This window comes from Actinomadura sp. NPDC048021 (assembly GCF_040653135.1).
In the GTDB taxonomy this organism is placed as follows: domain Bacteria; phylum Actinomycetota; class Actinomycetes; order Streptosporangiales; family Streptosporangiaceae; genus Spirillospora; species Spirillospora verrucosospora.
Window position 1 is genome coordinate 1 of the sequence record NZ_JBEZJQ010000049.1, and the last position, 26,651, is coordinate 26,651.

General features: G+C 73.2%; 22 protein-coding genes. 10 read left to right on the plus strand and 12 right to left on the minus strand.

The annotated features are described in order from the left end of the window. The coding region (locus AB0C87_RS42015) for a M56 family metallopeptidase (protein ID WP_360582149.1) at positions 1-632 on the plus strand (632 nt) is incomplete at its 5' end. Between the two features lie 16 nt (positions 633-648). On the opposite strand, the gene AB0C87_RS42020 is transcribed toward AB0C87_RS42015, so the two are convergent. Beyond that, positions 649-1,104 carry a TerB family tellurite resistance protein gene (locus tag AB0C87_RS42020; RefSeq protein WP_345173115.1) on the minus strand — a complete coding sequence of 152 codons (456 nt, stop codon included), beginning with the start codon at positions 1,102-1,104 and terminating at the stop codon, positions 649-651. Positions 1,105-1,216: 112 nt separating this feature from the next. Here AB0C87_RS42020 and AB0C87_RS42025 point away from each other — a divergent pair, with 112 nt between their 5' ends. After that, positions 1,217-1,795 (plus strand): phosphatase PAP2 family protein, encoded by a 579-nt coding sequence (locus AB0C87_RS42025; protein WP_345172521.1) that lies wholly within the window; start codon positions 1,217-1,219, stop codon positions 1,793-1,795. Here AB0C87_RS42025 and AB0C87_RS42030 read toward each other — a convergent pair. The 7 genes from AB0C87_RS42030 to AB0C87_RS42060 all read right to left on the minus strand — a co-directional run bounded on the left by AB0C87_RS42030 (position 1,756) and on the right by AB0C87_RS42060 (position 8,338). Continuing rightward, positions 1,756-2,808 (minus strand): sporulation protein, encoded by a 1,053-nt coding sequence (locus tag AB0C87_RS42030; RefSeq protein WP_345172523.1) that lies wholly within the window; start codon positions 2,806-2,808, stop codon positions 1,756-1,758. The genes AB0C87_RS42025 and AB0C87_RS42030 overlap by 40 nt on opposite strands. 112 nt (positions 2,809-2,920) lie before the next feature. Beyond that, positions 2,921-3,463, minus strand: coding sequence for a DapH/DapD/GlmU-related protein (locus tag AB0C87_RS42035; protein ID WP_360582151.1), 543 nt, complete (start codon positions 3,461-3,463; stop codon positions 2,921-2,923). A 56-nt stretch (positions 3,464-3,519) separates the two neighbouring features. Beyond that, the gene (locus AB0C87_RS42040) at positions 3,520-4,455 is read right to left on the minus strand and encodes a LysR family transcriptional regulator (protein WP_360582153.1); all 936 of its coding nucleotides are present in this window, start codon (positions 4,453-4,455) and stop codon (positions 3,520-3,522) included. Between the two features lie 87 nt (positions 4,456-4,542). Further along, on the minus strand, positions 4,543-5,028 hold the full coding sequence (locus AB0C87_RS42045; RefSeq protein ID WP_353833850.1) for a hypothetical protein: 486 nt from the start codon (positions 5,026-5,028) through the stop codon (positions 4,543-4,545). Then, positions 5,025-7,433, minus strand: coding sequence for a nitrate reductase (locus AB0C87_RS42050; protein WP_360582155.1), 2,409 nt, complete (start codon positions 7,431-7,433; stop codon positions 5,025-5,027). The genes AB0C87_RS42045 and AB0C87_RS42050 overlap by 4 nt, the downstream gene beginning before the upstream one ends. Positions 7,434-7,523: 90 nt before the next feature. Beyond that, positions 7,524-7,916 carry a nuclear transport factor 2 family protein gene (locus AB0C87_RS42055; protein ID WP_345172534.1) on the minus strand — a complete coding sequence of 131 codons (393 nt, stop codon included), beginning with the start codon at positions 7,914-7,916 and terminating at the stop codon, positions 7,524-7,526. Further along, positions 7,913-8,338, minus strand: coding sequence for a TetR/AcrR family transcriptional regulator C-terminal domain-containing protein (locus tag AB0C87_RS42060; protein WP_345172536.1), 426 nt, complete (start codon positions 8,336-8,338; stop codon positions 7,913-7,915). Before AB0C87_RS42060 ends, AB0C87_RS42055 begins: the two co-directional genes overlap by 4 nt. Positions 8,339-8,382: 44 nt before the next feature. Between AB0C87_RS42060 and AB0C87_RS42065 the strand changes: the two genes are divergently transcribed. The 8 genes from AB0C87_RS42065 to AB0C87_RS42100 all read left to right on the plus strand — a co-directional run bounded on the left by AB0C87_RS42065 (position 8,383) and on the right by AB0C87_RS42100 (position 21,271). Continuing rightward, the gene (locus AB0C87_RS42065) at positions 8,383-8,838 is read left to right on the plus strand and encodes a DUF6069 family protein (protein ID WP_360582157.1); all 456 of its coding nucleotides are present in this window, start codon (positions 8,383-8,385) and stop codon (positions 8,836-8,838) included. 225 nt (positions 8,839-9,063) lie between these two features. Continuing rightward, on the plus strand, positions 9,064-9,741 hold the full coding sequence (locus tag AB0C87_RS42070; protein WP_345172540.1) for a VWA domain-containing protein: 678 nt from the start codon (positions 9,064-9,066) through the stop codon (positions 9,739-9,741). A 22-nt stretch (positions 9,742-9,763) separates the two neighbouring features. Beyond that, positions 9,764-11,113: a hypothetical protein gene (locus tag AB0C87_RS42075; RefSeq protein ID WP_360582159.1), complete on the plus strand. Its 1,350-nt coding sequence runs from the start codon at positions 9,764-9,766 to the stop codon at positions 11,111-11,113. Then, positions 11,110-14,580: an AAA domain-containing protein gene (locus AB0C87_RS42080; protein ID WP_360582161.1), complete on the plus strand. Its 3,471-nt coding sequence runs from the start codon at positions 11,110-11,112 to the stop codon at positions 14,578-14,580. The genes AB0C87_RS42075 and AB0C87_RS42080 overlap by 4 nt, the downstream gene beginning before the upstream one ends. Next, positions 14,558-16,087, plus strand: a complete 1,530-nt coding sequence (locus tag AB0C87_RS42085; protein WP_353833855.1) for a hypothetical protein — start codon at positions 14,558-14,560, stop codon at positions 16,085-16,087. Before AB0C87_RS42080 ends, AB0C87_RS42085 begins: the two co-directional genes overlap by 23 nt. 42 nt (positions 16,088-16,129) lie before the next feature. After that, the gene (locus AB0C87_RS42090) at positions 16,130-18,445 is read left to right on the plus strand and encodes an AAA family ATPase (RefSeq protein ID WP_353833856.1); all 2,316 of its coding nucleotides are present in this window, start codon (positions 16,130-16,132) and stop codon (positions 18,443-18,445) included. A 1-nt stretch (position 18,446) separates the two neighbouring features. Continuing rightward, positions 18,447-20,594, plus strand: a complete 2,148-nt coding sequence (locus AB0C87_RS42095; protein WP_360582164.1) for a hypothetical protein — start codon at positions 18,447-18,449, stop codon at positions 20,592-20,594. A gap of 86 nt (positions 20,595-20,680) precedes the next feature. Beyond that, positions 20,681-21,271, plus strand: a complete 591-nt coding sequence (locus AB0C87_RS42100; protein WP_353833858.1) for a TetR/AcrR family transcriptional regulator — start codon at positions 20,681-20,683, stop codon at positions 21,269-21,271. A gap of 44 nt (positions 21,272-21,315) precedes the next feature. Here AB0C87_RS42100 and AB0C87_RS42105 read toward each other — a convergent pair whose 3' ends face one another. The 4 genes from AB0C87_RS42105 to AB0C87_RS42120 all read right to left on the minus strand — a co-directional run bounded on the left by AB0C87_RS42105 (position 21,316) and on the right by AB0C87_RS42120 (position 26,455). Next, positions 21,316-24,216 carry a hypothetical protein gene (locus tag AB0C87_RS42105; RefSeq protein WP_360582166.1) on the minus strand — a complete coding sequence of 967 codons (2,901 nt, stop codon included), beginning with the start codon at positions 24,214-24,216 and terminating at the stop codon, positions 21,316-21,318. A gap of 167 nt (positions 24,217-24,383) precedes the next feature. Then, entirely contained in the window at positions 24,384-25,100 is a 717-nt protein-coding gene (locus tag AB0C87_RS42110; protein ID WP_345172556.1) for a CHAP domain-containing protein, read from the minus strand. Next, on the minus strand, positions 25,097-25,255 hold the full coding sequence (locus tag AB0C87_RS42115) for a hypothetical protein (protein ID WP_345172557.1): 159 nt from the start codon (positions 25,253-25,255) through the stop codon (positions 25,097-25,099). Before AB0C87_RS42115 ends, AB0C87_RS42110 begins: the two co-directional genes overlap by 4 nt. Before the next feature lie 84 nt (positions 25,256-25,339). Continuing rightward, positions 25,340-26,455: a glycoside hydrolase family 25 protein gene (locus AB0C87_RS42120; RefSeq protein WP_360582168.1), complete on the minus strand. Its 1,116-nt coding sequence runs from the start codon at positions 26,453-26,455 to the stop codon at positions 25,340-25,342. Positions 26,456-26,651: the final 196 nt, after the last annotated feature.

Below are 26,651 nucleotides of genomic sequence, written 5' to 3' on the forward strand. Positions count from 1 at the left end.
GCCGGGCGGCGGGCGGGGGGCCGGCGGGCGGCCCGGCCGCGCCCCCGCCCCCGCCCCGCCGGCGGGCGGTGGTCGGCGGCGCGGGGGCGCCCCCCCGCGCGCCCCTCGACACCGACGTCCCGATCGCCGTCGCGGTCCCCGGCCGGCACGGCGGGGTCCTGGTCTCCCGGGGCCTGCTGCGCGACCTGACGTCCGAGGAGCTCCACGTCGTCTTCCAGCACGAGACGTCCCATCTCAGGCACGGGCACCACCGCTACCTCGCCGCCGGCGCGCTCGCCTCGGCCGTCCTGCCGCCGCTGCGGTCCCTGGCCGACCGGCTGCGGCTGGCGACCGAGCGCTGGGCCGACGAGGACGCCGCGGAGGCGACCGGCGACCGCGCCGCCGTCGCCCGGACGATCGCCAAGGTCGCCCTCGCGCAGCCGCGGGACCCGGGGCCGGTGAGCGCGTTCGCCGAGTCCGAGGTCGTCGAGCGCGTCGAGGCGCTGCTGGGCACGCCCCCGGCGAAGAACGCGGTCACCGGCCCGCTGCTGTTCATGGGCAACGGCGTCGTCACCGGATCGCTGACCGCCGCGACCCTCCAGCTCGACCAGATCCTCGGGACGGTCCTCGGGCCGGTGCTGGCGTTCCGGTGACGCGACGCGCCGCCGGTCAGAGCTCGAACTCGGCGGGGTCGAGGCCGACGGCGTAGCACGCCTCGCGGACGACGGCCTTCTCGGCGTCGTCGAAGTGCCCGTCCGCGCCGCCGATCACGATGCCGATCTGGATGACGGCGCGCGCCTCGGCGGGCTTCTTCTTCGTCTTGCCGATGTCCTGCAGGACCGAGACCTTCCCGAAGTCGAAGTCGGCGGTCAGCTTGGACACGTAGTCGTTGAACCGCCGCTGCAGATCGTCGGCGGGGAAGTTCTGCAGCACCTCGTTGGAGGCGATCAGGGACGCGGTCCGCTGCCGTTCGGACGGGTCCACGCTCCCGTCGGCCGCCGCGACCAGTGCGCACATCGCCATGCTCGCGTCACGGAACGCTCCGCTCTTCAGTTCGTTCTTCTTACTGAGCAGCTGCGTCTGCATGCTCTGTGTGGAGTCGCGCAGCTTGTCCCAGAAAGGCATTGTCATCCTCCGCTCGTCGGCCGTCTCTCCCGACCCTAGCCGTCCTGCTACAAATGTAGTAGCAAGGCCGCCCTACGCGCTCGCCGCGGTCACCGCCGCGGTGGCGGCGGCGGTGACCGCGGACGTCCTGCTCGGCGGGCCCCTGCGGCACCTCGACGGCCGGGTGTTCGCCGACGGCCTGCCGGCGCGCAGCGGCGCCTGGCACCTGGGGTGGCGGACGGTCGTGAACGGCGGCCAGTACTGGCTCGTCGGCTCGTTCGCCGCGCTCGCGTCCCTCCTGGCCGCCCGGCGGCGGCGCAGCAAGGCGCTCCTGGTCAAGGCCGGGGTCTGGCTGGTGGCCAGCGAACTCCTGGTGCGCGGGTCGCAGATCGCTCTGGCCCGCACGCCGCCGCGGACCGGGCGAGACGCCCTGTTCGCCGACGGCTTCCTGTCCTACCCGTCGGGGCACGCCGCCAACGCGGCCGCGTGCCTGCTGTTCGCGGCGGCGGTGACCGGCGCCTCCCGCGCCTGGACGGCCGCCGCCCACACCGCGGCGGCGGCCGTCGCGGTCGCCGTCGTCGCGCTCGGCTACCACTGGCCGACGGACGCCGTCGCGGGCTGGGCGCTCGGCGCGTTCCTGGCCTGCCTCGGCCGGATCTGGCTGGCCGCCCCCTACCCTTCGTCCTCGAAGGTCTCCATGGCGTCGTCGTAGGCGTCCTCGTACGCCTGCTCGTAGGCCGCGGCCTGGTAGGCGTCCTGAACGGCCTGTCCGCTCACGTCGGAGAAGGCGTCGCCCACCGACGGCTCGTCCTCCTTCTCCTCGTCGTCGTCCAGCATCTCGCCGACGACGGCGCCCGCCACGAACCCGGCGGCCAGGCCCCCGGCCGCTCCGGCCGCGACCCCGCCCCAGCCCGGCCCGCCGCGGCCTCCGGAATGGTGCCCGTGCGGTTCGTGGTGCCCGGCGACGGCCCGCAGCCAGCCCTCCACCTCGTGCTCCCACGCCATGTGGAGCGCCTGTTCGTGGGAGACGTGGAAGCGGCCGAAGACGTCGTCGCCCTCGGAGAAGACGTTCCCGCGCCGGTCGGCCTCCAGGACCACCACGAGCCCGTGCGGATCGGACACGAAGGTGAGCTCGACCTCGCTGATCCGGCCGTCGTACTGGGGCGGCGCGAAGAACTCGATCTCCTGGTAGAACGGCAGCTCCTGGTGGACGCCCGCGATGTACCCCTCTTCCACGTCGGCGCTCTTGAACATGAATCCCAACGTCCCGAAGGCGTCCAGAACGCGCTGCTGGGACGGCAGCGGGCTCACCGAGACCGGGTCGAGGTCGCCGGCGTCCACGGCGCCGGCGACTTCGAGTTCGGTGCGGACGCCCATGGCCATGCCGTGCAGGTGCTGCCCGTAGACCTCGGTCAGCGGCAGTTCCCAGGGAAGCGGCATCTGGAAGGGGATCGTGTGGAACTGCCCGGCGCCCAGAGAGAAGCCGCCCGTGATCGCTCCCCGGTAGAACTCCCTGCTCCCGGCCCCCTCGTGGTCGCCGTGCTCGTACTCGGCTCTGGTGACCAGGCTCAGCGCCACCTGGTGGACGTGCACGTCGCGGTCTCCGCCCCGCACCCGTACCTCGCCGGTCAGGTGGTCTCCCGGGCGGGCATGGGAGGCGGCGAGAACCGTCTCGACCGACGGTCCGCCCACACCGAAGGCGCCGAGCAGTTGCTTGAAGACCATGGGGCCCTCTCTCCTGTCGTCATCCAGGCGGCCGCACCGCCGGCCGCTTGCTACTACACTTGTAGCAGAAGACGGCGGGCCCCACCCGGCGTACCGCCCGACGCGGAAGCCGTCACCACCGCCGGTTCACGGCCGCCTTCCCGCCGGTCACCAGGGTCGCGGGCGGAACGTCGCCGGCCACCACCGCGCCGGCGGCGACCACGGAGTCGCGGCCGATGCTGACGCCCGGCAGGATCGTGGCGCCGGCGCCGATCCACACGTTCTCGGCCACGTCGATGGGCCCGCCGGTCAGCCACTCCCGCCGCTCCCCGGGGTCGACCGGGTGGCCGACGGTGATGAACGTGGCCTTCGGCCCGATCATCACGCGCTCGCCGAGCCGGATGCCGGCGTAGTCCAGGAACGTGCAGTTCTGGTTGATGAACACGCGCTCCGCGAGGTCCAGCCGGAGCCCGTGGTCGGTGTAGAAGGGCGGATAGATCGTCACCCTCGCCGGCAGCGGCCTGCCGAAGATCTGCTCGAACAGCTCGGCCTTGCCCGCCTCGTCCTCGAAGGGCAGGACGTTCAGGCGCGAGGTGAGCTCGGTGGTCCGCAGGACCCTCTCGGCCATGGACTGGAACTCGGCGCTGTGGATGCGCATGAGACGGTCGCCGGGCATGCCTCGATCCTTTCTGGTGGAACGGTGGACGGGTCGATCCGGTCGGGCGGCCTTCGTCAGGCGCGCGTGCGCGCCCAGGACGGGAGCCAGGCCGTCTCAGGAAGCCTCGGCAGGCTTGCGAGGTAAGCAGTGATCGCGCGGAGTCCCGGATGGGGACTGCTGCTCGGCAGCATCAGCGAGAGCGGGTACGCGAGGACCGGATCCACGATGGGGACGCGGCGCAGGTCGTGGGTCGCGGGCCAGACGTACCGGTCGCGTGCCCCGACGAGGGTGGCCACCTCCGCGGAGTCGGCGAGGACGTCGAGGAGCACGTCGTCTCCGAAATGCGGGCCCGCCGCGTCGATGCGCAGGTCGAACTCGGTGGCGAGCTGATCGTAGAACTCTCCCCACTCGCTCCGCGGCGTGATGCCCGGCACCCAGATCCGGTGCCCGCGCAACCCCGGCGGCGTCAGCTTTCGCGCGGAGGCGAGCGGATGCCTCGGGCCGACGAGGAGTTCCAGCGGGGAGTCGAACGCGCGCACCATCCGCACGCCGGAAGGCAGGACGGCCGGGTCGGTGACGGTACGGAACGAGGCGTCGACGTCGCCCGCCTCGACGGCGGCGACCGCCGCGCGCGGGTCGTCGACCCTGAGGGTCACCAGGTCGAGGTCGGTCCCGGGGCGCGACCGCCAGTACTCGTGGAGGACGACGGCCTGGGCGCTGCGGAAGCCGAGGACGTCGATCCGCAGGGCCCGGGAACCCGGCCTGACCGCGGCGACGGCGCGGTCGACGCCCGCGACGACGCTCCGCGCGTGGGGGAGGAACGCCTGGCCGTCGAGCGTCAGCTCGACTCCCCGGGCGGTCCGCGTGAACAGCCTGACCTCCAGCTCGCGTTCCAGGGCGGCGATCCGCTTGGAGACGCCCTGCTGCGTCACGCCCAGCTCGTCGGCCGCATGCCCCAGCTGCCCGAGCTCGGCCGCCCGGACGAACGATCGCAGCGCCTCGGTGTCCACGAGATCACCCTAGGGCCGCACAACCGACGGTTGTGGCGCGCCGCCGACCGGTTGTCCGGTCGCCCTCCGGCGAGCCGGAGGGCGGGTTCAGCTGTTCAGCACCTGGGCGCTGAGCTGCTTGAGGTGGGCGTTGGCCCAGCGCATCTGCCGGAGGGTGTCGGGGTGGCAGCGCCGGGCCAGCCGCAGGAGCGCGGTGTCGCGGCTGCCCCGGGCGGCCTGCGCGATCATCTCCCAGTCGAGGGAGACTCCGGCGGCCTGGACGTGGATGTGCCGCAGGTCGTGCAGGAGCAGCATGCCGGGCGGGCCGCGGTGCTTGACCAGTTCGCTTCCCTTCCCCCGGAATTTCGCGGCCAGCCCGGTCTCCAGGGCGTGCGCGGCGCCCAGGCGGGCGCCGTACCGGCCGCCGATCTCGGCGAGTTCGCGCAGGTGCCGCTGGGACCAGGCGGACAGGTCCCGGGCCACGTGGTGGATCTCGTGCTCGCCGGCGTGGCGTTCGGAGACGCGCAGCAGATCCTGGGCGAGACCGCGTTCGCCGTGGTGCAGCCCCCGCAGGGCGAGGCCGATCCCGTTCATCGCGTTTCCTCGTCGGTCATCGCGGTCCGGCTCCGGGCCGGTCCGGCCCCGGAGGCCCGATCGGCGGAGGCGGGTCCACCGCCGCGCTCCAGCAGCCGGAGGGTGGCCACGCCGGTCTTGAACAGCGGCTGCTTGGAGGCGGGGTCCCAGTCGGTGATCGTCAGTTCGTTGGCCGCGCGCGTCCTGCCGGCGCCGTCCGGCAGGTCCCAGTAGCCGTAGTGGAACGGCAGGAACAGGACGCCGGAGCGTATGCCGGTGACGCGGACCTTGGCGTGCACGACGCCGCGCGGGCTGGAGATCTCGGCGAGGTCGCCCTCCCGCATGTCGTGGGCCTCGGCGTCGGCGGCGCTCATCTCCACCCACACGTCCGGGGCGGCGTCCCGCAGCTGCGGTGCGCGGGCGGTCTTGGTCCGGGTGTGGAAGTGGTGGACGGTGCGGCCGTTGATCAGGTGGAAGGGGCGGAGCTCGTCCGGCGCCTCGTGCGGCGGCAGGTAGCCGGCCGACTTGATGAGGGCCTTGCCGGACGGGTCGAGGGACCGGTACTCCGCCTCCTCGACGGGGGTGCCGGTGACCAGGTCGCGGCCGAAGCTCTCGCAGTACTCGGGCGCGGACCAGAAACGGCCGTCGGAGTACAGGCGTTCGGTGCCGTCGGGATGCTCCCGGTCGCAGGGCCATTGGACGCCGCCCGCGGCGCGGAGCCTCTCGTAGCTGAGGCCGGTGTAGTCGCAGGGGCGTCCGCGGCTGCACTCCTGCCAGGCGCGGAACGCCGACTCCGGGCCGGTCCATCCGACGAGGGGAGTGCCGTCCCTGCCGGTGAAGCCCATCCGTGCGGCGTAGTCCAGGAAGATCTCCAGGTCGGGGCGCGCCTCGCCGGGCGGCTCGACGGCCTTCTCCGAGAGGTGGACGGTCCGGTCGGCGTTGGTGAAGGTGCCGGTCTTCTCGCCCCAGGTCGCCGCCGGCAGGACCACGTCGGCCAGCTCGGTGGTCTCGGTCGGGAAGATGTCCTGCACCACCAGGAACAGCCGCTCCTGCGCCAGGATGGTCCGGATCCTCGCCAGGTCCGGCATCGACACGGCGGGGTTCGTCCCGCTGACCCACAGGAAGCGGATCGACCCCTGCTCGGCGAACCGGAAGATCTGCATGGCGTGGGTCGGGGGCGCGTAGTGCGGGATGCGCTCGGGCTCGACGTTCCAGATCCGGGCCAGGTCGGCGACGTGGTCGTCGTTGGCCCAGTTCCGGAAGCCCGGGAGGTCTCCGTCGGCGCCGCATTCGCGGGTGTTCTGGGCGGTGGGCTGCCCGTTCATCTGCAGGACCCCGCAGCCGGGGCGGCCGAGCATCCCCCGGATCAGGTGCAGGTTGTTGACCTGCACGGCGGCGGCGGTGGCCTGGTGCGACTGGTAGAAGCCCTGCAGGACGGTCGACACCAGCCGTCCGGCGTCGCCGAGCAGCCCCGCGGCCCGGCGGATCCGCTCCTCGGGCACGTCGCAGACCTCCGCGACACGGGCGGGCGGATACTCCTTGACGCGCTGCTCCAGTTCCTCGTACCCGACCGTGTGGGCGTCGACGTAGTCGCGATCGACCTTGCCCGCCGCGATGATCTCGTGCAGCAGGCCGTTCATCAGCGCCACGTTCGTGCCCGGACGCGGCGCCAGGTGCACGGCCGCCGCGCGCGCCACCGGCGTCGTCCGGGGATCCACGCAGATCACCTGCGGCGGGTTCGGACCGGCCAGCCGGTCGAGCATCCGCATCCACAGCACGGTCTGCGTCTCGGCCACGTTGTGCCCGAACAGTGCGATGACGTCGGCGTGGTCGATGTCGGCGTACGTCCCGGGCTGCCCGTCGCACCCGAACGACTCCTTCAGCGCCGCGGCCGCCGTCGCGGTGCACAGGCGGGTGTTGCCGTCCAGGTGGTTGGTGCCGATCCCGGCGCGGGCGAGGGTCGCCAGCGTGTAGTACTCCTCCAGGAAGAGCTGCCCGCTGGTGTAGAAGCCGAACGCGCTGCTGCCCTGCTCATCCAGCAGTTCCCGGCTCCGGCGGACGACCGCGTCCATCGCGGTGTCCCAGTCGGTCTCCACGAGCCCGCCGTCCCGGCGGACCAGCGGACGGGTCAACCGGTCCGGCGAGGAACCCGACTGCCAGCCGTACAGATCCTTGGGGTCGAGGCGTCCCCGGTTGATCCTGTCTCGGGCCGCGCCGCGGACACCGACCATCCGGCCGTTCCTGACCGCGATGTCCATCCCGTCGCCGTTGGAATGCAGGATCGACGCGGTCGGCACCCACCGGTCCACGTCCTGGGCCGAGACGCCCTCCTCCAGGAAGGAGTCCACCCTGACGGGCCAGTCCTCGCCGGGGCCGTAGGGCGTCCTCGTCCCCCATGGCTCGGCGATCCGATCGATCCGCGCCATCCAAGCCTCCCCACCTCTGGAGAAAGGACTCATCCCTCTGCCCGCCGACGCGAAACATCGGCCCCTGCCGGCCCAGGGCGCAGCGCCGGGTCAGGGCTCGCGGCGCCAGGAACCGCCCGTCGCGCGTTCGAACGCGGCGCGGGTGGGCGCGGTGTCGTAGAAGATGCGCAGCGCCGTGATCAGGCCGTCGCCGTCGAGCTCCAGCATGTCCACGCACTCGAAGCCGGCCTCGGCGCCCGAGGACAGCGTCCAGTCGAAGCGGAACCAGACGCCGACGAGACGCTCGCCCCGGGTGACGCCGCGGAGGCGGAGTTCGGAGCGGCCGGTGTCGGCCAGCAGCCTCGGGTAGAACTCCGCGGCGGGCAGCGGCCCGTACAGCGGGGAGTGGACGACCGCCTCGGGGTGGAAGAGCGCGAGGACGCCCTCCAGGTCGCCGCGCTCCAGGGCGGCGAGGTAGTCCGCGGCCAGCCTTTCCGCGGTCATGACCGCTCCTCGATGAGGGCGGCCAGCCCGTCGAGGAGGCGGGCCAGGCCGAAGGCGCGGGCGTTGTCGTCCAGGACCGGAGTGGGGCCGCTCAACGCCTTGCTGAGCTCGGGGAACAGGTCCGCCCGCCCGCGGATCAGCTCGGCCGTCTCGCTGCCGCCCGACCAGGCCTGGGTGCCGGCCGTGGCCATCGAGTGGGTGGTGCGGATGTGCCCGAAGAGCAGGAACGCGGCCGCCATGCGCTCGTCGCCGGTGAGGCCCGTTCCGGCCAGCGCGGCCATCGCGCTCTCGGTCCACCCGGCCTCGCGGGGGCCCATGACGCGGGTGCCCACGGTGACGGCGGGCAGCCAGGGGTGCCGCCGCCAGACCTCGGCGAGCCGCCGGACGAACTCCTCCAGCCTGGCCCGCCAGTCGCCGGGCACCCCGCTCAGGTCGGGCGGCTCTCCCGCCGCCGTCAGGCCCGACCATGACGAGCAACGTCACCGCCAGCGGCCCCGGCACCGTCCCGGCCCCGGCGACCGCCGCCACGACCGCTCCCCGCGCCGTCCCGATGTGGCGCACCGCCCTGATCGCCTGCGTCGCCGCCGCCGCGGCCACCACCGCCGTCGCCGCCGTCGCCCGGAGCGCGGGAGTGTCCCTGGAGATCGCCGGAGAGCCGATCCCGCTGCTCGGCTTCACCCAGCTCACGCTGCTGTTCAGTGCGATCGGCGTGCTGCTGGCCGTGGCGCTGCGCCGGTGGGCGGCCGCTCCCAGGCGCGCGTTCCTCGCGACCACCGCCGTCCTCACCGCGCTGTCGGTCGTGCCCGACCTGCTCGTCTCGGCGACGGTCGCGACGAGGCTCACCCTGATCGCCGCGCACCTCGTGGCCGCGGCGATCGTCGTCCCGCTCGTCGCGGGCCGCCTGCCCGTCCGCACCCGGTAGCGCCGCGACCAGAACCGCGATGTCCGGGCGGTCCTCATCGGCGTGCACAAGGCGATCGGCCGAGTGCACGCCGATTGGGCGTTTTTGTCCGTATAGTCCTGGAGCGGATTATGGTCGGACCGATTAATGGCTGTAGTTAACCCTTTTCCGGAAAGACCTTGACGGAAGGTGTGGTGCCTCCCATTCTGGAATGTTTCGCTCTCCGGACACCAGAAGGGAACCGCCATGCCCGACCCCCTCATGGCCCGGCCGTCCGCGCCCCCGCCCCGTCCCCTGCCCGTGCTCGTCCTCGCCGACGTCAGCGGGAGCATGGCGGAGGCGGGGAAGATCGACGTGCTCAACCGCAGCATCGCCACGATGATCAGGTCGTTCGCCGACGAGGACACCGTCCGCGGTGAGATCACGGTGGGCGTGGTGACCTTCGGAGGCGGGGGCGCGGCGCTGCACCAGCCCCCGGCCCCGGCCGCCGAGGTCGTCTGGGAGGACATGCTGCCCCGCGGGCGCACACCGCTGGGCGAGGCCCTCGACCTGGTGAACGGGCTCCTGGCGGACGAGAACGTCATCTCCCGGCGGGCCTTCACGCCGACCCTGGTCCTGGTGTCCGACGGACTGCCGAACGACGACTGGCGGGACGCGCTGGAGCGTCTGCTGGCCTCGCCGCGCGGGGGCAAGGCCGTGCGGCTGGCCGTCGGCGTCGGCCAGGACATGGACGAGGAGGCCTTCGACGTCCTGCGGGCCTTCATCGACGATCCCGTCATCCAGCCCGTCCGCGCCGACGAGGCGCACCTGCTGTCCCGGTACTTCTCCTGGGTGACCATGAGCGTCACCGCGAGAGCGCGCAGCGACCGCCCGAACGACACGTCGCATATGTCCTTCGACGAGCTTGAGGACCTGCTGGGCTGAGACGGACGGAGACGTCGGCGAAATGCGCGTGGTGAAGGACGAGCACGGACGTCCGCTCCAGCTGACCCGCCTACTGGGAACCGGTGGGCAGGGCGAGGTCTGGGCGGCCGGCGACCGTGTCGCCGTCAAGGTGCTCCGCGTCCGGACGCGGCGGGCCGCGGAGCGGCTGCGGCAGCGGCTCCGGACCGTGAAACGGCTCGACCTCGACGGGCTCGCCATATCCCGTCCGCTGGCCATGCTCGCGGAGCCGGACGTGGGCTACACGATGGAACTGCTCGGCGACATGACCGCTCTGCGCGTCCTCGCCCATCCGCCGCCGCGCACGGACCTCGTGGACTGGTACGGGGAGACGGGCGGGCTGCGGCGCCGGCTCCGGCTGCTGGCGAGGGCCGCGGACGTCCTGGCGGCGCTGCACGCCCGGGGCATCGTCTACGGCGACCCCTCTCCCGGGAACATGATGGCCTCGGCGTCCGCCGAGCACTCCCAGGTCTGGCTGGTGGACGCCGACAACCTGGAGGTCGAGTCGGTCGTCCCCGACGAGTCGTTCACGACGCCCGGGTACGGCGCGCCCGAGGTGGTCGCGGGCCGCATGGGCATCTCCAGCCTCAGCGACGCCCACGCGTTCGCGGTCATCGCCTTCGAGCTGCTCGCGCTCGTGCACCCGTTCCTCGGCGACGACGTCCAGGACGGCGCGCCCGAGGACGAGGAGCGGGCGTTCGCGGGCGAGCTGCCCTGGATCGACGATCCGGGCGACGACCGCAACCGGTCGAGCTACGGGCTGCCGAGGCGGGCCGTCCTCACCCCCGGCCTCCTGGCGCTGGCGGAGCGGACCTTCGGCGCCGGGCGGTCGCGTCCGGCCGAGCGCGCGACGGTCGCCGAATGGCGCACGAAGCTCCAGACCGCCGCGGACCTCACGCTCACGTGCGCGCACTGCCCGCAGACGTTCATCGTCGGAGCCGCCGCCTGCCCGTGGTGCGGAGCCGGAACGCCCCGCCAGCTGATGGGCCTGATGCACCTCGCCGTCCCCGGCGAGGAGACGTACACCGCGCCCCGCGACGGCCTCGCGGTTCCGCCGCGCGAATGGCTGTGCGTGACCGCGCGCACCGCGCAGCTGGCGCCCGACGCCGACCAGGACCGTCCCGTCGCCTGGCTGTGGTGGGAGCCGGGCAGCAGGCTGGCCGTGCGGAACAGGGGCCGCGAACCGCTGTGGCTCAGCCGCCGCACCGGCGGTTCGCCGCGCGTCGTGGAGCCGGGCGGCGAGCTGACGGTTCCGGTGTACGAGGAGGTTCCCGAGTGGAGCGTCCACTTCGGGCACCGGTCGCAGCTCCACCGGGTGCTGCGGTTCCGCCTGCTCGGAACGGGCCGGGCATGAGCGCGCCGGGCCGCGGCGGCCGTGCGCCCGCGCCCAGGGGAGCGGCCGGCGCCGTCAACGACCCCCTGCCCGGACGTTCGGACTTCGTCTGGCTGCTCTGGGACGGAGCCCCCGACGCTCTCCGGAATCTCGGCGACGGCTGGCACGAGGTGACCCTGGCCAAGCTGCCGAGCGGCCAGGTGGTCGCCGGCGTCGACGGGACCGTCCGAGGCGGGGTCAGACCCGCGGGGGAGCAGGACCGCGAACGCCTGGCGCGGGCCATCTCGAACCGGGCCCGGATCGCGGTCCTGTCGACGCGCAAGGTGGAGGACGAGGGGCAGCGGCGCCGACTCCGGATCGGCCTGGACCTCTACACCTACGAGCAGGCGGATCCGCTGGAACCGCAGTCCGTCGGTGTGGGCGACCGCGTCATGGACACGGTCGGCAAGTGGGACAGGAAGCTCAGGGACAGGCCGGACGAGATCATCCGGTGGCTCGCCGAGCGCCTGCTGATCCCCCCGAGGGCGGGCGCGGGGCCGGAGGCGCCCCATCGCCTGGTCGTGTCCATCGGCCTGAGCGACCCGAGCGCGCCGGCCGGCTACCGGATCCACGGGCGGGGCGTGACCGGGGACGTCCGGACGGAGGGCGACCGGCTGGTGCTGCATCGCCTGCGGCGCACCGGCGGCGAGGACGGGCAGGGGCGGTTGCGGCTGACCGAGTGCCGCCTGGCGTTCACCGACGTCTCGCGGGCGAGCGAGCTGCGCGCCGAGATGAAGCACCAGCTCAACCGGCTGGCCACCGGTCAGGGCTTCCTCGCCATGTGGCACGAGTACAACCGGCTCGAAACCCGCTTCGTCCGCCGGCAGGTGCGCGACATCGGGTTCGGGCGCTACACCGGGCGCGAACCGCTCGGCGACGGCGTGTACCGGTTCCGGCTCGACGGGTCGTCCCACGTCGACGACCAGGAGCTGACGCTGGCGGAACGCGCCCGGCGCGCCCTCGACGCGCGCGAGGCCCTGGAGCTGGAGGCCGCGCAGACCCTCCCCGCCGCCCTGGCGGCGGCGGACGAGGAGGACGACTCGGCATGGGCGCTGATCGGCGACCGGCTCGGCAGGGACGTGGTCAGCGGAACCGTCGTCGCGGCCGACGTCGCGGCGGGCACGATCGACCTGAGGCTCGTGGACCTCGGACGGCGGCGCGTCTCCGGAGTGGGACGGGACCGGACGGTCGCCCCTCCGCCCCAGGGGTTCCTCTACCGCTCGTTCCGCGGCGACCGGCGCCAGATGCAGAGGCGCAAGGACGCCTTCGACCGGATCCTCGCGGACGGGACGAGGATCCCGAACCTGCTGGCGCTGTTCGAGGGCAAGACGGTCAGCGCGGATCCCCCCGGGAGGAGGACCAGGCCGATCTCCGACGCGGTCCGCGACTGCTTCCGGGGCGGCGAGCCCACCCCGATGCAGGAGCGGGCGCTGGAGGTGGCGCTGAACACGCCCGACATCGCGGTGATCCAGGGCCCGCCGGGCACGGGCAAGACCCAGGTGATCACCGCCCTGCAGACGCGCCTCGCCGAGGAGGGGCGCGGCTACGCGCGGCTGCGCGGCAGCATCCTGCTCACCAGCTTCCAGCACGCCGCGGTGGACGAACTGGTGGAGCGCTCGCGGGTGTTCGGCCTCCCGGCCAACAAGGTGGACCGCGCCGGCCGCGGCACGACCGTCCAGACGGACCGGTGGCTCCAGGAGACGGTCGACTGGCTCACCGAGGAGATCAACGCCGACTCCTTCGGGCGGGCGCTCGGCCTGCTGCGGACGGTGACCGCCCGCGCGGCCGCCTACCTGCTCACGCCGACCCCGCCGGAGGAGACCGCGCGCCTGCTCGAAGAGATCGAGGAGCTCGCGGGCGACCTCCTCCCGGCCGACCTCGCCGACCGGTTGCACCGCACGCGGCTGCGGGCGCGGACCGCGTCCCGGCCCGTCCCGTTCGACCTCGACGACGACCGCGAGCTGACGATCCGGGCGCTGCGCGGCGTGCGGACGCTCGCCGAGTCGTTCGCCGACGACGGACCCGCGGCGGCGGCGAAGGCGCTGCGTCGGGTCCGCGCGCTGGACGGGCGGGACGCCGAGCGCGCGGCCGACCTGGACCTGCTGGCCAGGGCGGCCTCCTGGGACGTCGACGAGCCCGTCCCGTTCCTGGCCGAGCTCGCGGAGGCGCGGGACCGGCTGCTGGAGGCGCTCCGGCCGGCGAGCGGGCCCCTGGCCCCCGCCGCCGCCGACCCCGAGGTGGAGGACCTGCTCGCCGAGATCGCCGAAGACCTCGAAGAGCGGGTGCGCGACTCCGGCGAGAGCGGTCCCCAGCTCGCCATGCTGGACTATCTCGAAGGGCTGCGGGGCGACCCGGCCGCCGTCGAGTGGACGCTGCGCGCCTACACCGCCTCCTACGCGGCCACCTGCCAGCAGGCCGCGTCCCCGACGGTCGCGGGGGCCAAGCAGGAGGCGCGGATCGAGGACGTCGTCTTCGACACCGTGATCATCGACGAGGCGGCCCGCGCCAACCCGCTCGACCTCATGATCCCGCTGATCCACGCGGGGCGGCGCATCGTCCTCGTCGGCGACCACAACCAGCTCCCGCACATGCTGGAGCCGGAGGTCGAGCGGCAGGTGGAGCGGCTCGACGCGGGCGCGCGGGGAAGGCTGCGCGAGAGCCTGTTCCAGCGCCTGTTCGAGAACCTGGGGGCTCCCGGCGCCCCGGTGGACCGGGTCGTCACCCTCAACGCCCAGTTCCGGATGCACCGGACGCTCGGGGAGTTCGTCAGCCGCTGCTTCTACGGCGGCATCCTCGAATCTCCGCGTCCGGACGCGGAGTTCGCGCATGCCCTGCCCGGCTACGAGGGCGTGCACGCGGCGTGGATCGACGTCCCGAACTCCCGGGGCGCCGAATCCGGCAAGCGCAGCAAGCGGCGGCGGGCGGAGGCGCGCGCCGTCGCCGACCAGCTGGAGAGGCTGCTGCCCGCGGCTCCGGACCTCACCTTCGGCGTCATCTCGTTCTACTCCGACCAGGTGGACGAGATCTGGCGGGAGCTGGCGGCGCGCGAACTCGCCCGCCGCACCGACCAGGGCTACGAGCCGACCAAGGGCCTCCAGTACGACGCGGGCGGCCGCCGCCTGGACCGCCTGCACGTCGGGAGCGTCGACGCCTTCCAGGGCAAGGAGTTCGATGTGGTGTTCCTGTCCACGACGAGGTCGTCGCCTCCGGCCGACCCGCCGGACGCGGGCACGGCGGCCCACGACCGCTGGGTGCGGCGCCGCTACGGCCACCTCACCCTGCGCAACCGGCTGTGCGTGGCCATGAGCCGGCAGAAGCGCCTGCTCGTGACCGTGGGCGACTCGGCGATGTTCGAAGGGGCCGCGGCTCCCGCGCAGGTGGAGCCGCTGACCGAGTTCCTCCGGCTGTGCCGGTCGGGAGGTGGCCATGGCGCCGTCCTTTCCCCGTAGCGCGAGGATCGTCCAGCTGTGCCCGGCGCCGCCGAGGCGCGACGAGCGGATCTGCGTCGCCTTCCCGGCGTGGGCGCACCGCGTGACCGCCCCGATCCTGCCCCGCAGGGGGCTCGACCTGTTCGAACGCGTCGTGCTGGGGCTCTGCCACGCCGGCGTCCGCGAACCCGACCTGATCGCCGCCCGGATCAACCTGCATGTGCGGCTGTGCGCGCACATCATCGACCAGGCCGTCCGCCAGGGGCTGCTCGACCGGCAGGGGGAGCTGACCGAGGAGGGGAGGCGGGCGCTCCGCACGGGCAGCGTCGCCGAGGAGACGTCCTGGTCGGTGCGCTACGTCTTCCAGTCGCCCGAGGCCGGCGGGGATCTGTGGCCCCGCACCGCCGAGCGGCTCGTCGACGCGCACGTCACCTGGCGGGCGCCGGGCAGGGCCGGGCTCCAGCTCGGCACCACGGGACACCCGGACCCGATCGAGGCCGCGATCGTCGACGTCGCCGACGCGGCGCCGGGGGCCGCCGTCCCCGGCCGGCCCGGCCCCGAACAGGTCGTCGAGGTCGCCCGGCTGGACCGGGACGCGCGGGAGGCCCAGCGGGTGCGCGAGTTCGAACGCGTCCAGGGCCTGGCGCCCGCGGCGCAGCCGGGCGCCCGCCCGGGGCCGGACGAGGGCCGGCCCCCGGACCTGAGCCGGATCGCCTTCATCGACGCCCCCGAGCCCGTCCTGGTCGTCGGCTTCGCCGTGGTCGGCGGAGGCGGGGAGCTGGTCGCGCACGACCCCTTCGGCGTCGGGACCAGCGCCATGTTCGGCGAACTGCTGGAGCGGCGCCTGCATGACGGCGGCGCGCTCGCGGAGCGGATCCGCGGCGTGGCCCGGACCAGGGCGGAGAACGCCGAGCGCACCTACCGCCGGGCGGAGGCGACCGCGCGCGCCCACGTCGAATCCGTGCTCGTCGCCGAGTTCGGCGCGGACGTCCGCGGCGACGAGGACGCGCTGGACCTCATGACCGACGTGGACCTCGCCGTCATGCTGGGCGACCAGGCCGGAGCGCTGGAGCGCGTCGTGCACGCGACGCACCGCCTGTACGAGGAACTCTTCCGCCGCCTGGCGCGCGGCTATCCCGTGCCGGCCGGCTCCGTCCGGGCCGTCTCGTCGACCCAGGCGCTCAGACGGGCCGCCGTCGAGGAGGCCGCACACGGCGTCGGGTTCCAGGCCGTTCCCCAGCTCTTCGTCCAGGATCTCTGCAAGGCCGCCAGGGACGTGGAGGCCGGCAAGAACGTGACCTTGAAGGAGGTCGGCGCCCTGGCCCTCGTGGCGGCGCACAGGAACGCCGAGCATCCCCTGCACCGGCTGGCGGCGCGGCGCCCCGACCTGCTCAGTGCCCTCGCCGCGCTCGGCGCCATGCGCAACCGCGTCTCGCACGGAGGACGCGACCCCTCCGCCGTGCAGGACGCGAAGTGGTGCCGCGAACTCGCCGCCCTCGCCGTCCCAGAACTCATCGCCCTGCAGTAACGACGCATCCGTTCCGCCCCCAGGAAGGACGAGTAGTCCACGATGGCCAAGAAGCGCCCCGCCCAGGCGCGTCGGCAGACGCCCCAGCGCCGGACCAGGCCCTCCGCCGCCGCCAGGCCGGTGAACCAGAAGGCGATCGAGGAGGAGGTCGAAGCGCGCCGCACCGAAGCGGTGGCCGCCGCCGGAGGTGAGGAGTCCCTGCCCGCGCCCGCCGAACCTCCGGCCGGCGGGGTGGACGACAAGGCCGTCGCCGCCCGATGGCAGGAAGCGGCCGAGGCCGTGGCCCTGTTCACGCAGGCCGCCGAGCGCGTGACCGAAACGCGGCAGGCCCTTGATCGCCAGACCGAGGAGGTGGCCGAGCGGCTCGCGGCCCTCGACGAGGACGCCCGGGATCTGAAGGCGCGACGTGACCTCGTCCAGAAACGGAGCGGCGAACTCGACGAGCGGGAGGAACGGCTGATCGACGAGGAGCGGAAGCTCGTCGCCGCCCGGGAACGCGCGAAGGAGACCGCGCTCGCCGAAGCCAGGAAGGCGCTGGAGGGCACCCGGCGGGAGGTCGAGGCCCGGCAGCGGGAGCTGGCGGAGGAACACGCCCGCACCCGCGCCGCGCTCGGCGCCGAACTGGAGGCGCAACGCCGGGAACTGGCCGAGCGGACGGAGAGGCTCACCGAGGAACGGGCGCGCCTCCGGGCGTTCGAGGTCGAGCTCAACGCCCGCGACGAGGACCTGACCGATGCGCGTGCGCTGCTGAGCGAACGCGTGGAGCACGCCGTCGCCGCGGCCGTGGAACGGGCCGAGCTGCGCTCCAGGGAACTGGAGCAGCGCTGCAGGGCGCTCCAGGACCACGCCGCCGACATGGAGAAGGAGCGCGACGAGCGGAACCGCGTCGACCGGGCCTTCGGCCACCGGTCGCCCGACGAGGTGCTGAAGGAGCTTCAGGAGCTACGCGCCCAGAACGCCGAGCTCCGCCTCCAGCGCCAGGTGCCCGAGGACGTGATGGAACGGCTCGCCAGGCTCCAGGAGGCCGAGCGCGGCTGGCGCGAGGAGCGCGCGGTCCTCATCGCCGACAACGAGCGGTTGCAGCGGCAGCTCACCGGCCATCAGATCACCGCTCTGGAACTCGAACGGCTCAAGGTCACCAAGGAGGCCATGGAGGCGTCGGTCGACGCCTACCGCGTCCGCGTCCAGGAACTGCACCAGGACATCCAGAGCCTGACGGCCCGGAAGGAGGGCGAGTCGCCCTTCCCCGAATGCCACGCGATGGACACGCGGTACAACGAGAAGCGCGACGACCTTCTGGGCCGCGTCCCGCCCTTGGACAACTTCGTCTACTGGCTCCGGAACTTCGTCGCCCAGCAATACCGCATGTTCTACGCCGAGGAGGACCTGGTCCTCTTCCTCGGCGGGCTGGCCGCGTCGCGGCTGCACCTCCTCCAGGGGATCAGCGGCATCGGCAAGACGCAGCTTCCGATCGTCTTCGCCAAGGCCCTCCAGGCGGAGACCGCCCTCGTCCCTGTGAGCGCCGACTGGCGAACCCCGCAGGATCTCGTCGGGTACTTCAACGCCTTCGAGCGCAGGTTCTATGAGTCTCCCTTCACCCAGGCGCTCTACCAGGCAGGAAGCCCCGCGCACGCGGACCGTCCGTTCTTCGTCGTGCTGGACGAGATGAACCTGTCGCACCCGGAGCAGTACTTCAGCGAGGTCCTGTACCAGATCGGGCAGACGAGGAAGCCGAACGGCGCCCCGCCCAGCCTGGAGCTGATGACGACCGAGGTCCGGCCGGCCCCCCGCGGGCTGGTGGACGGCCGCAAGCTCGTCATCCCGCCGAACGTGTGGTTCGTCGGCACGGCCAACCACGACGAGACGACGGTGGCCTTCGCCGACAAGACCTACGACCGGTCGCACGTCCTGGAACTGCCCGCCCGTCCCCGGACGTTCGAGCCCGAGCCGGTCCCGCCGCTGCCGGCTCCGCTGGCGCTCGGCGCGCTCGAAGCGGCCTTCGAGCGCGCCCGCCGGACGCATGCGGAGGCCGCGCGGAGCGTGTCCGCCTTCCTGGACGGTGAGCTGCGGGACCGCCTCTTCCGCGACTTCCGGATCGCGTCGGGGTCCCGGACCGCGAAGTACCTGGAGGCCTTCGTCCCGGTCGTGTGCGCGGCGGGCGGCAGCCAGGGGCTGGCGGCCGACCACGCCTTCGCGACCCGCGTCCTCCGCAAGCTCCGCGGCCGGTTCGAGATCCCGTTCGACCTGATCCAGGCGCTCCGCGACGACCTGACCGGGCTCTGGAAGCCGTTCGGCACCGTGCCGTCCAGGTCGCTCGAACGGCTCGACGAGGAGATCCACCTGCGGAGAGGCGTCTGACATGCCGGCGCGGATCTGGGACCGGCTGCTGGGACGCGAGGTGGAGCGGCCGCCCGGCGGGCGCATGCCCCTCGGCAGGCTGTTCTTCGCGCCCGGCGACCGCCCCCTCTTCCTGAACGCGACGGCGGTGCGCCCGGGCCGGTACCTCGCCGCGAACGGGACGTGGACGCTGTGGGACGAGACGCGGCGCCACCGCGACGAGGGCGACTTCGGGCACCACGCCATGCCCGACGACATCACGACGTACATCGTCACGGCCGTCGGCAGGAGGCTCGACTCGCTGGTCGCGCGGGACGTCACCGCTGAGGACTGGCTGTCGGAGACTCCGCTGATGGGCGGGGCCGACATGGACGAGCGGCTGCGGCCCCGCGAGATCGACGAGGTGATCGAGCGCTGCCTCCCGCACCTGCGCGCGGCGTGCCACCTGCCCGTGGCCAGGCTGCGGGCGGTGAACCGGCTGGTCCCGGCCTCGCGGGCACGGCGCGTCACTCCCGCCGCCATCACCCGGCTCACCGCTCGCAGCGAGGACTGGGCGGCGCTGCGTCCCGACGGCATCCGCCCGGCGCGCCTCCTCGACCCCGCGCGCGAGACCGATCTGGACTTCTACGAGAACCGGGTGCTCGCCAGGCTCGTCGACCATCTCTGGGACCACGTGCAGGGACGGCTGGTCGAGGTCGAACAGATCGAGGCCATGCTCGACGACGTGAGCACCTACGCGGAGGACGCGAGCGGCCGCCCGTGGCGGGTGAGCCAGTACATGTTCCTCCTCATCGAGGGGCTCGTCGAGAGCAGCACCCGGCGCACCAGGGCCAGACGGCTGCGTGAGGACCTGGAGAGGCTGCGCAACGCACTGGTCGAACTCCGCGGGCCGACGATCCTGCCGGGGGTCCACCGTCACACCGATGTCGGCACCGTCCTGCGCAGCACCAACGTCTTCACGAACGACGACAGGTACAGGCGGGCCGCGGAACTCTGGCGGGCGTGGGTCGCCGAGAGGAGCGGGAACGGGGCGTCCGGGCCGTCCAACGACCGGATCCAGGAGTGGTGCGAGTCGTTCACCCTGTACACCGGCCTGCTCCTCATGCATGCGCTGGCGCAGTTGGACCTGGTTCCCGAAGGCCCGTTCAAGCCCGGCGGAGAAGTCCGATGCGTCGCCGAGCACCGGGAGGCCGTCGGCCTTCGATGGGAGCGGACGGGAACCTTCGTGCTGCACTGCGGAGGGGAGGCCGTCCTGCGCGTGGTTCCGGTGGCGCACGCCCTCGTCGCCGCGGAGCAGCCGGGCCGGACGGCCGAGGAGATCGACGCGCTCGCCGCCGCGGCCGCGACCGACCCGCGCACGCTGGTCGTCTACCCGGGGCAGCGCGAGAAGCGGGAGAAGCTGCCCCTCCGCATCCGGCTCAGGACGTTCCAGGGCTGCGAGGCGCCCGCTCCCTCCGGCGGCGGCCGGGCGCCGGCGCTCCTCCCGGTGTCGCCGTTGGAGATCGACAGCGTGACCCGGCTGGCCCGCAGCCTGCGCTGGGCCCTCGCCCAGCACCTGTTCGAGAGGTACCCGGCCCGCATCGACTGCCCGAGCCGCGACGCGAACGCCGTCGCGGAAGGGGCGGACTGGATCGCCGCCGCCGCGAACGGCCTCACCATCGTGAGACCGCCCGCCCCCCACGAACTCGCCGCGGTGCTCCGCCGGATCGGGACGCTCGCTCATCGGACCGCCCAGTTCATGCAACGCGGTGACAACGCCGAGCTGGTCGACCGGTTGCGGGACGAGGTGAGGGCCGCCGCGGAGAGCCTGGCGGAACTCGTCCGGTGCCCCCTGTGCCGGAACGCCTCAAGCGACCCCGCGCGAACCTTCCAGGCGCGGGACGGGTCCACGTTCCGCAGCACGTGCGACGTCTGCAAGGCGACCTGGGAACTGAGGCGGTGCGGTTCGTGCGATCGCCGCTACCCCGTCCTGAACGGCAACGGCCGGGCCGAGGGGACGACCGCCGAAACCGACGGGGACGCCATGGACCACAGATTCGGCAGTGAGGCCCTCAGCGCCCAATGCTGGGTCAGGACCACGGTGGCCTACTGCCCGCACTGCGGCGAATGCGGCGAGGCGAGAACCCCCAGGAACCTCCGATGCGAGCGCTGCGCCGGTGACGGTCGGTAAATGCGGGGTCATTCCGGGCCGCCCCGCCGGATGCCCCGGACGAGTCGGGGAACGATGGGGAGAGAGCGCGTTTCCGGGGAGGGACTGTGGCTGCCCAGGAGGACGCAGAGGAATACGAGCTGGTCGTCGAGGCGGCGGGAAGGCTCTTCGTGCAGCTCGGATACGACGGGACCTCGCTGCAGATGATCGGCGAGGTCGCCGGGATGAGCGCGCAGAGGGTCAGCCGCCTGGCGCAGGACAAGCGGCATGTCTACCTGGAGGTGATGACCCGGTACGCCAACGCCGAGGCCGCGCACATGAGGGGCGTGATGGCGCGCGTCCCGCCCGACATATCGGGTCTGGTGGCGCTGGTCGACAGCTACCTGGACTACTCGGTGGCCCATCCGCAGCTGCGGGCCCTGTGGGTGCACCGCTGGCTCAACGACGCGGCCGACGTGCAGGACGTCGAGCAGCTGTACCGGCCGTTGATCGCCGCCGTGGTCGAGATGTTCCGGGGCGCGGTCCGCGCCGACTACGACCTCGAACTCGGCCTCTGGAACATCATCTGGATCGTCAACGGGTTCGTCCACGTGGGCGTCGTCGACGAGGAGGGGATCCGCCGCTTCGCGGATCACCCCCCCACCCTCCGCCGCTTCCGCGCGTACATGCACGACATGCTGGAGCGCAGCGCCCTCTGAGCGCCGGATCGCCGTCGATCCACGCCCCTCACCCGGTCAGGGCATCACGGTGTCGAGGGGCGGCTCTCGCCGTGGGCCCGCCACCACTCGGCCGCCGCGTCCACGGCCAGGCCGGTGGTCCAGAGGTCGGCCGGGTCGTCGGGCAGCAGGCGCTCCCGCACCGCGTCCCGCATGGGGAAGGGAAGCGTGGCGCCGGTCACGGGAATGTCGTCGCCCAGGACGTCCGCCGGGAACCTGCAGACCGCGACGGCGTCCGCCAGGCCGAAGCCCGCGCGTTCCGCCAGAGCGCGGACGGTGGCGGCGGCGTCGATCGGCGCGGGGCCGCGGTCGTCCAGCGACCGCAGGAGCCGGACGACGCGGTCGGCACCGCCCCAGCAGGGGACGGGGGGCCGGGCCGCCTGCCAGCCGGGCGGGCCGGCCGGGTCGAACGTCCCGCCGGGCGCGTACTCCACGGCCGTCGCGATCCGGTCGTTTCGCCGGTAACTCAAGATCAGCATGGCGCCGTGCGGGGTGCGCCAGAGCTCCCCGGGCGCCTCCTTCTCCAGCTGCCTGTCGACCATCTGGCGTTCGGCGTTGGACTGCCCCTCGCCACCCGCCGGAGTGAGGCGAAGTATGCGGCAGGCTCCCGTCCCGTCGCCGATCGGAGCGTTGGCCCAGAGGCGCAGGACGTCGAGGACGCCTTCGCGGTGCGGGTCGGGCGTCCACGGCAGGACGGCCGGGAGCGCGAAACCCGCCAGGGTGTCGAGGTCGGCGCCCACGTGACCGCCGGGCGGCAGGCCGACCGTGCGGACGCGGTAGGGCCTGCCGGCCGCGGGTTCGCCGGTCGCCGCCGACTCCAGCGCGCGGGCCAGGACCCGCTGGCGCACGAGCCACCGCGTCTGCGCCGTTGTGCGCCGGAACGGGAGATCGGCGGCCGGTGAGACCAGCGCGGGCAGTGCCGGCGGCTGGGGACGGCCGGTCCGGTCGCGCAACTCGATGCCCAGGAGGAGGCACTCGACGGCCGCCCGGGTCGCTTCGAGGACGCCGTCGCGCAGCTCCGGCGCGGTCACCTCGGGCAGCACGGCCCGCAGCGCGTCGGCGGCCGCGCTCGGTCCGGTCAGCGCCGCCTCCAGCAGCCGCGCCGCGCCTTCGCGGTCGAGACGCCGCAGCGCCGCCGACCCGTCCGGGTCCGCCGGTTCTCGCCGCGGCCACCAGCCGGGCGGCGGAACGAGCCCGCCCTTCGTGCTCATGACGGGCGAGAAGGGCAGCCGCGCCGTCCGGGTCCCGTCGGGGGCGGTGACCGTGATCGCACCCCGGCTCAGCCGGACCTCGCTCGGCCCGGCGGCGCCGGGGAACGTCACCTCGGAGGTCCCCGGCGCCTGAGGCCGGGCGGTGGCGGTGTCGGGGTCCAGGGTCAGCGCGACGCTCTCGCCCGTCTGCCTTTCGACCCGGAACGTCTGCCAGACGCCGTCCTTGACGCGTGACAGGAGGCCGGTCTTGCCGTCGTACCAGGGCAGCAGCCCGTCGGGCAGTTGGGAGAGCCTCAGCGTCAGGTCGGCGTCGCCGGTGACGTACGCGTAGGCGTTCCAGGACCGTTCCGTGATGGTGAGGTAGCCGAGGTGCTGAAGGATCGTCCGGCCGGATTTCGGAGACTTGTGCGGCCTTCCCGTGCTCGGCACGGCCAGCTCGGCGGGAATGCCACCGCGCAGGGCCGCCAGGAGGGCGTCCACGGGGTCGGCGGGGTCGATCCCCTCGGCGAGGCCCGGCTCCAGGTCGAGGTAGCGGCCGCTGCCGGTCAGCCGGACCAGGCGGTGCAGGGCGGTGTGCAGGAAGGGAAGGTCCGGGCGGGCCGCGTCGGCCTTCCAGCCGTCGACGGCGTCGCGCAGCGCCTCCCGGGTCTCCGGCAGCTCCCAGAGCGCCCTGACGGTGGCCGGGTAGTCGACGTTGCCGTAGTACCCCATGTCGCGGACGAACGCGTCCAGCAGGCTTGCGAAACGCTCGCGTCCTTCTGGCCCGGACGCCGCGTCCGCGGCGTGCGCCGCGGGGTCGAAGTTCGGGCCCCACCAGCGGGGCGAGTCGGTGCCCATCTCCGTCTGGGGAATGATGTGCCGGTGGTCGGGAGGCGGAAGCGCCGGGTCCGTCTCCTCGCCGAACGCCACCTCGGCCTCCGGGAACAGCCGGTCCCCGGCCTGGTCGGCGAGCCTCAGCAGCACGGCGGCCGCGCAGCCGCGCCCCTCGCCGGCGAACCAGTGCGCCGACAGATGCGCCCCCGCCCCGCTCTCGGCCAGGCACTCCAGCCACATCTGCCGGATCTCCTCGGCGACCCCCTCGCCGCTCTCCTCCTCGTGGTGGGCGAGGTCGGGTTCGGCGGCGATCAGCCGCTCCATGAGGGAGACGTCGCGTGCGGCCACCGCGGCGAGCGGCTCACGGGCGGCCGCCCAGACCTGGTGGGACGCGACGGGCATGAGCCCGGCGAGCAGCAGCCGCTCGGCCAGGAACTCCTCCTCGTCCCGCTTCTTGATCTTCGCGCCGCGGGCCAGCGCCCGCAGGTCGGGGAAGATCCGGGCGTACGGGATGACCCCGGCGTCGAACCCCGCGCAGACCAGCTCCCGGAAGCGGGCGTGCGCCTCCTCCCCCGGCAGCTCCGCGGCGAGCGTCTTGGCGTAGTCGCGCATCGCGGCCGGCCCGACGCCGCCCGTCGGCACCAGTTCGAGGAAGACGGCGTGGACCCGGTCGAGGTCGAGCAGCGCGGGATGGTCCTTCTCGACCTTGCGCGCCTGGCCGAACGCCCAGAACGCGAGCTCGTCCTCTCCCGCCCGCACCAGCTCCCGGCAGGCGTCCTCGAAGAACGGTGCCAGCTCGGCGGCGGGGAGCGGGTCCGCGGCCTTGGCCAGCATCTTCTTGGCGCCCTTGGGCCCGGCGGCGGCGAGGTCCGCCGGCGCCGGCAACTGCGGAAACCGAGTCATCTCGTCCCTTCGTCCCTGATCTCCTGAACGCCCACGAACCCTGCGACGATCCGACCGCCTGATCGGTTCCGCGACGCGGGACCCTGCCGCACAGTGTGCGCCGTGAATCGGCACACGCTCTGCGGAGGACCCGCACGGCGACCCGCCCCGGCCGGGGCGGGCTCGGCTCAGTGGACGCGAAGGAGGACGCTCCAGGTGTCGGGCCCGATGACCCCGTCGCTCTCGACCTTCGCCCACTTCTGGACGGCGCGGACGGCCCTGTCCATGGTGGCGTCGAAGTCGCGGTCCATGCGGGTCCCGACCTCGGGATGGCTGCGGGCGAGAAGCAGGCCGCGCGCGGTCTGCACCGCCTCGTTCGAGCCCTTCGCGCCTTTGGAGATCGTGGGCAGGTCCTTCACGGCGTCCTCCATCCAGCCGCTTCCGTAAGCGGGCCGTCCATAGCCGGCGATGACGCCGGCCGCGCGGACGCGGCGCCTCACCGCGTCGCCGGTGTTGGCTTCGATCGTCTGGAGCCGCCCGCCCCCGAGGACCTTCTCCACGACGCCGACATGGTCGACCGCGCCGCCGCGGTTGCTCCCGCCCCAGTCGAAGAAGACGATGTCGCCGGGCCTGGCCCGGTCGACCGCGGAGGCGGTGCCGGCGCGCCAGCGACCGGCCTTCTTGAAGTCGTCGACGTGCCACACGGTGTAGGCGCGGTCTCCGCCCGGGAGCACCGCCGAGGCGTTGCCGGAGTGCCGGGCCCAGTAGGTGACGGCCATGTCGCACCAGGACGCGCGCAGGTACTCCTTCCCGTTCCGGGCCGCGTACTCCCGCGTGATGGGGTTCGGGCGCCCCGACATCCCCAGCGACCTGCGCGCCGCCGCGATGATCTTCGCGGCGCTCATCGGCCCTCCTCGCCGTCGTCGTCCCGCCCGCGGAAGATCCCGTCGGCGTCGGGCTCGCCGTACAGCGCACGCAGGACCTGGACCTCGTCGGTCTCGGTCGCCCTGTGCACTGCGGGGTTCACATCCACCTCGTCCATGCGGTCGGCTTCAGCCATCGGTCTCCTTCGTCCGTCGGGCTGTTTCCTTCGTCGGGGGAACGCACGCTCCGCGGGGGAGAGCGGGCGTCGTGTCGGTCCGGGTCAGTTGCGGTCCTGGGCGATCGTCCATCGGCCTGACAACGCCCGGGGGGCGGGCCGGTCATCGGTCTTTCCGCCGGCGGGGAACGCCGCGACCGAGACGTACACGTGCTGGCCCTTGCGGAGCCCCTTGGGCATGGTGCCGGTGGCGAACTGGTCGCCGCCGGTCGCCTTGGCGTCGGCGCGGACCTCGGTCCACGATCCGGCGGACTTCCCGTCCTTCCAGTCGTGGACCTCGAACTGCAGCTGGTACTCGTCGCCCTCGCCGAGGCCTCCGATGCGGACGACGGTGTCGATGTCCGCCCAGGTCGAGGTGGGAGCCACGTAGCCGGGATAGCCGTCGGGGTGGTCCCTGTCGGGTTCGGAATGGGACTTGGCCGGGTCGGCGTGGGTGACGTCCCAGTTGAGGCGGGTGAACCGCCCCCATGCGAGAGTCTGGGGCCTGGATTTGCCGTAGCTGCTGCGGATGGGCACTTCGTCCTCCTGGTGCGGCCCGAGGGCCAGCTTCCTCAGTCCCGCGAGCGAGCCGCGGAAGGCGTTGACGTCGCAGCGGCCCGGAATGCTCGGCACCGCGCCGCTGGACGAGTACTGAAGGATCGAGATGGGCTCCCCGCCGAACTGCACCCACCACGAGGAGGGGACCTTCTTGTAGAGGACGGCCGGGGTGCCGGAGCCGGAGACGTACCGCGACTGCCAGATCGTGTCGAAGAAGCTGAGATCGGGCCTGCCGTGGGCCTCCCAGTACCAGCGCGGGAAGTAGCCGATGACGGGATGGCCGCCGGTGCGGTCCTTGAACTCGGCCACCCATTCCCTGGCCGTGGTCGCGTTGGCGCCGGACGCCTCGATGTCGAGCGCGACCGCGAGACGGGAGACATCGCCGGCTCTGGCGAGGAAATAGCGGGCCTGCGCGGCGCCCCTCTCCCCGTGCAGGAAGTGGTACGCCCCCGGCACGAAGCCGGCCCCCAGGGCGAGCATTCCCGATCGGTTGTGCCCCCAGGTGGGGTTGGTGTAGTTGGTGTTCTCGGTGACCTTCGAGAATCCGAAGCGGATTCCTGACCGGTGCACCACCGGCCAGTTGGGAGTGCCCTGATAGCTGGCCACATCGACCCCGTACAGCAACACTGCCTCCTTTCTGGACGGGCGGCATGCCGACGCCGCCCTGCGGGCATGTGCGAATCGCGAGGATGGGAGTGCGCTCGAATGCATGACGCGGCTCGTGGAGATGACCGCGAGTTCGGCCGCCTCGACGAGGAGTGCGTGGTCGCTCGCCGGCGAAGTCACGCGTGAACGTCAGCAGGCGCTCATCCGGGTAAAA

Coding starts and splice junctions, on each gene's coding strand:
- AB0C87_RS42020 (WP_345173115.1), bottom strand. CDS start 1,104: ATGCCTTTCTGGGACAAGCTGCGCGACTCCACACAGAGCATGCAGACG.
- AB0C87_RS42030 (WP_345172523.1), bottom strand. CDS start 2,808: ATGGTCTTCAAGCAACTGCTCGGCGCCTTCGGTGTGGGCGGACCGTCG.
- AB0C87_RS42035 (WP_360582151.1), bottom strand. CDS start 3,463: ATGCCCGGCGACCGTCTCATGCGCATCCACAGCGCCGAGTTCCAGTCC.
- AB0C87_RS42045 (WP_353833850.1), bottom strand. CDS start 5,028: ATGAACGGGATCGGCCTCGCCCTGCGGGGGCTGCACCACGGCGAACGC.
- AB0C87_RS42050 (WP_360582155.1), bottom strand. CDS start 7,433: ATGGCGCGGATCGATCGGATCGCCGAGCCATGGGGGACGAGGACGCCC.
- AB0C87_RS42055 (WP_345172534.1), bottom strand. CDS start 7,916: ATGACCGCGGAAAGGCTGGCCGCGGACTACCTCGCCGCCCTGGAGCGC.
- AB0C87_RS42065 (WP_360582157.1), top strand. CDS start 8,383: ATGACGAGCAACGTCACCGCCAGCGGCCCCGGCACCGTCCCGGCCCCG.
- AB0C87_RS42070 (WP_345172540.1), top strand. CDS start 9,064: ATGCCCGACCCCCTCATGGCCCGGCCGTCCGCGCCCCCGCCCCGTCCC.
- AB0C87_RS42075 (WP_360582159.1), top strand. CDS start 9,764: ATGCGCGTGGTGAAGGACGAGCACGGACGTCCGCTCCAGCTGACCCGC.
- AB0C87_RS42080 (WP_360582161.1), top strand. CDS start 11,110: ATGAGCGCGCCGGGCCGCGGCGGCCGTGCGCCCGCGCCCAGGGGAGCG.
- AB0C87_RS42085 (WP_353833855.1), top strand. CDS start 14,558: ATGGCGCCGTCCTTTCCCCGTAGCGCGAGGATCGTCCAGCTGTGCCCG.
- AB0C87_RS42090 (WP_353833856.1), top strand. CDS start 16,130: ATGGCCAAGAAGCGCCCCGCCCAGGCGCGTCGGCAGACGCCCCAGCGC.
- AB0C87_RS42095 (WP_360582164.1), top strand. CDS start 18,447: ATGCCGGCGCGGATCTGGGACCGGCTGCTGGGACGCGAGGTGGAGCGG.
- AB0C87_RS42105 (WP_360582166.1), bottom strand. CDS start 24,216: ATGACTCGGTTTCCGCAGTTGCCGGCGCCGGCGGACCTCGCCGCCGCC.
- AB0C87_RS42110 (WP_345172556.1), bottom strand. CDS start 25,100: ATGAGCGCCGCGAAGATCATCGCGGCGGCGCGCAGGTCGCTGGGGATG.
- AB0C87_RS42115 (WP_345172557.1), bottom strand. CDS start 25,255: ATGGCTGAAGCCGACCGCATGGACGAGGTGGATGTGAACCCCGCAGTG.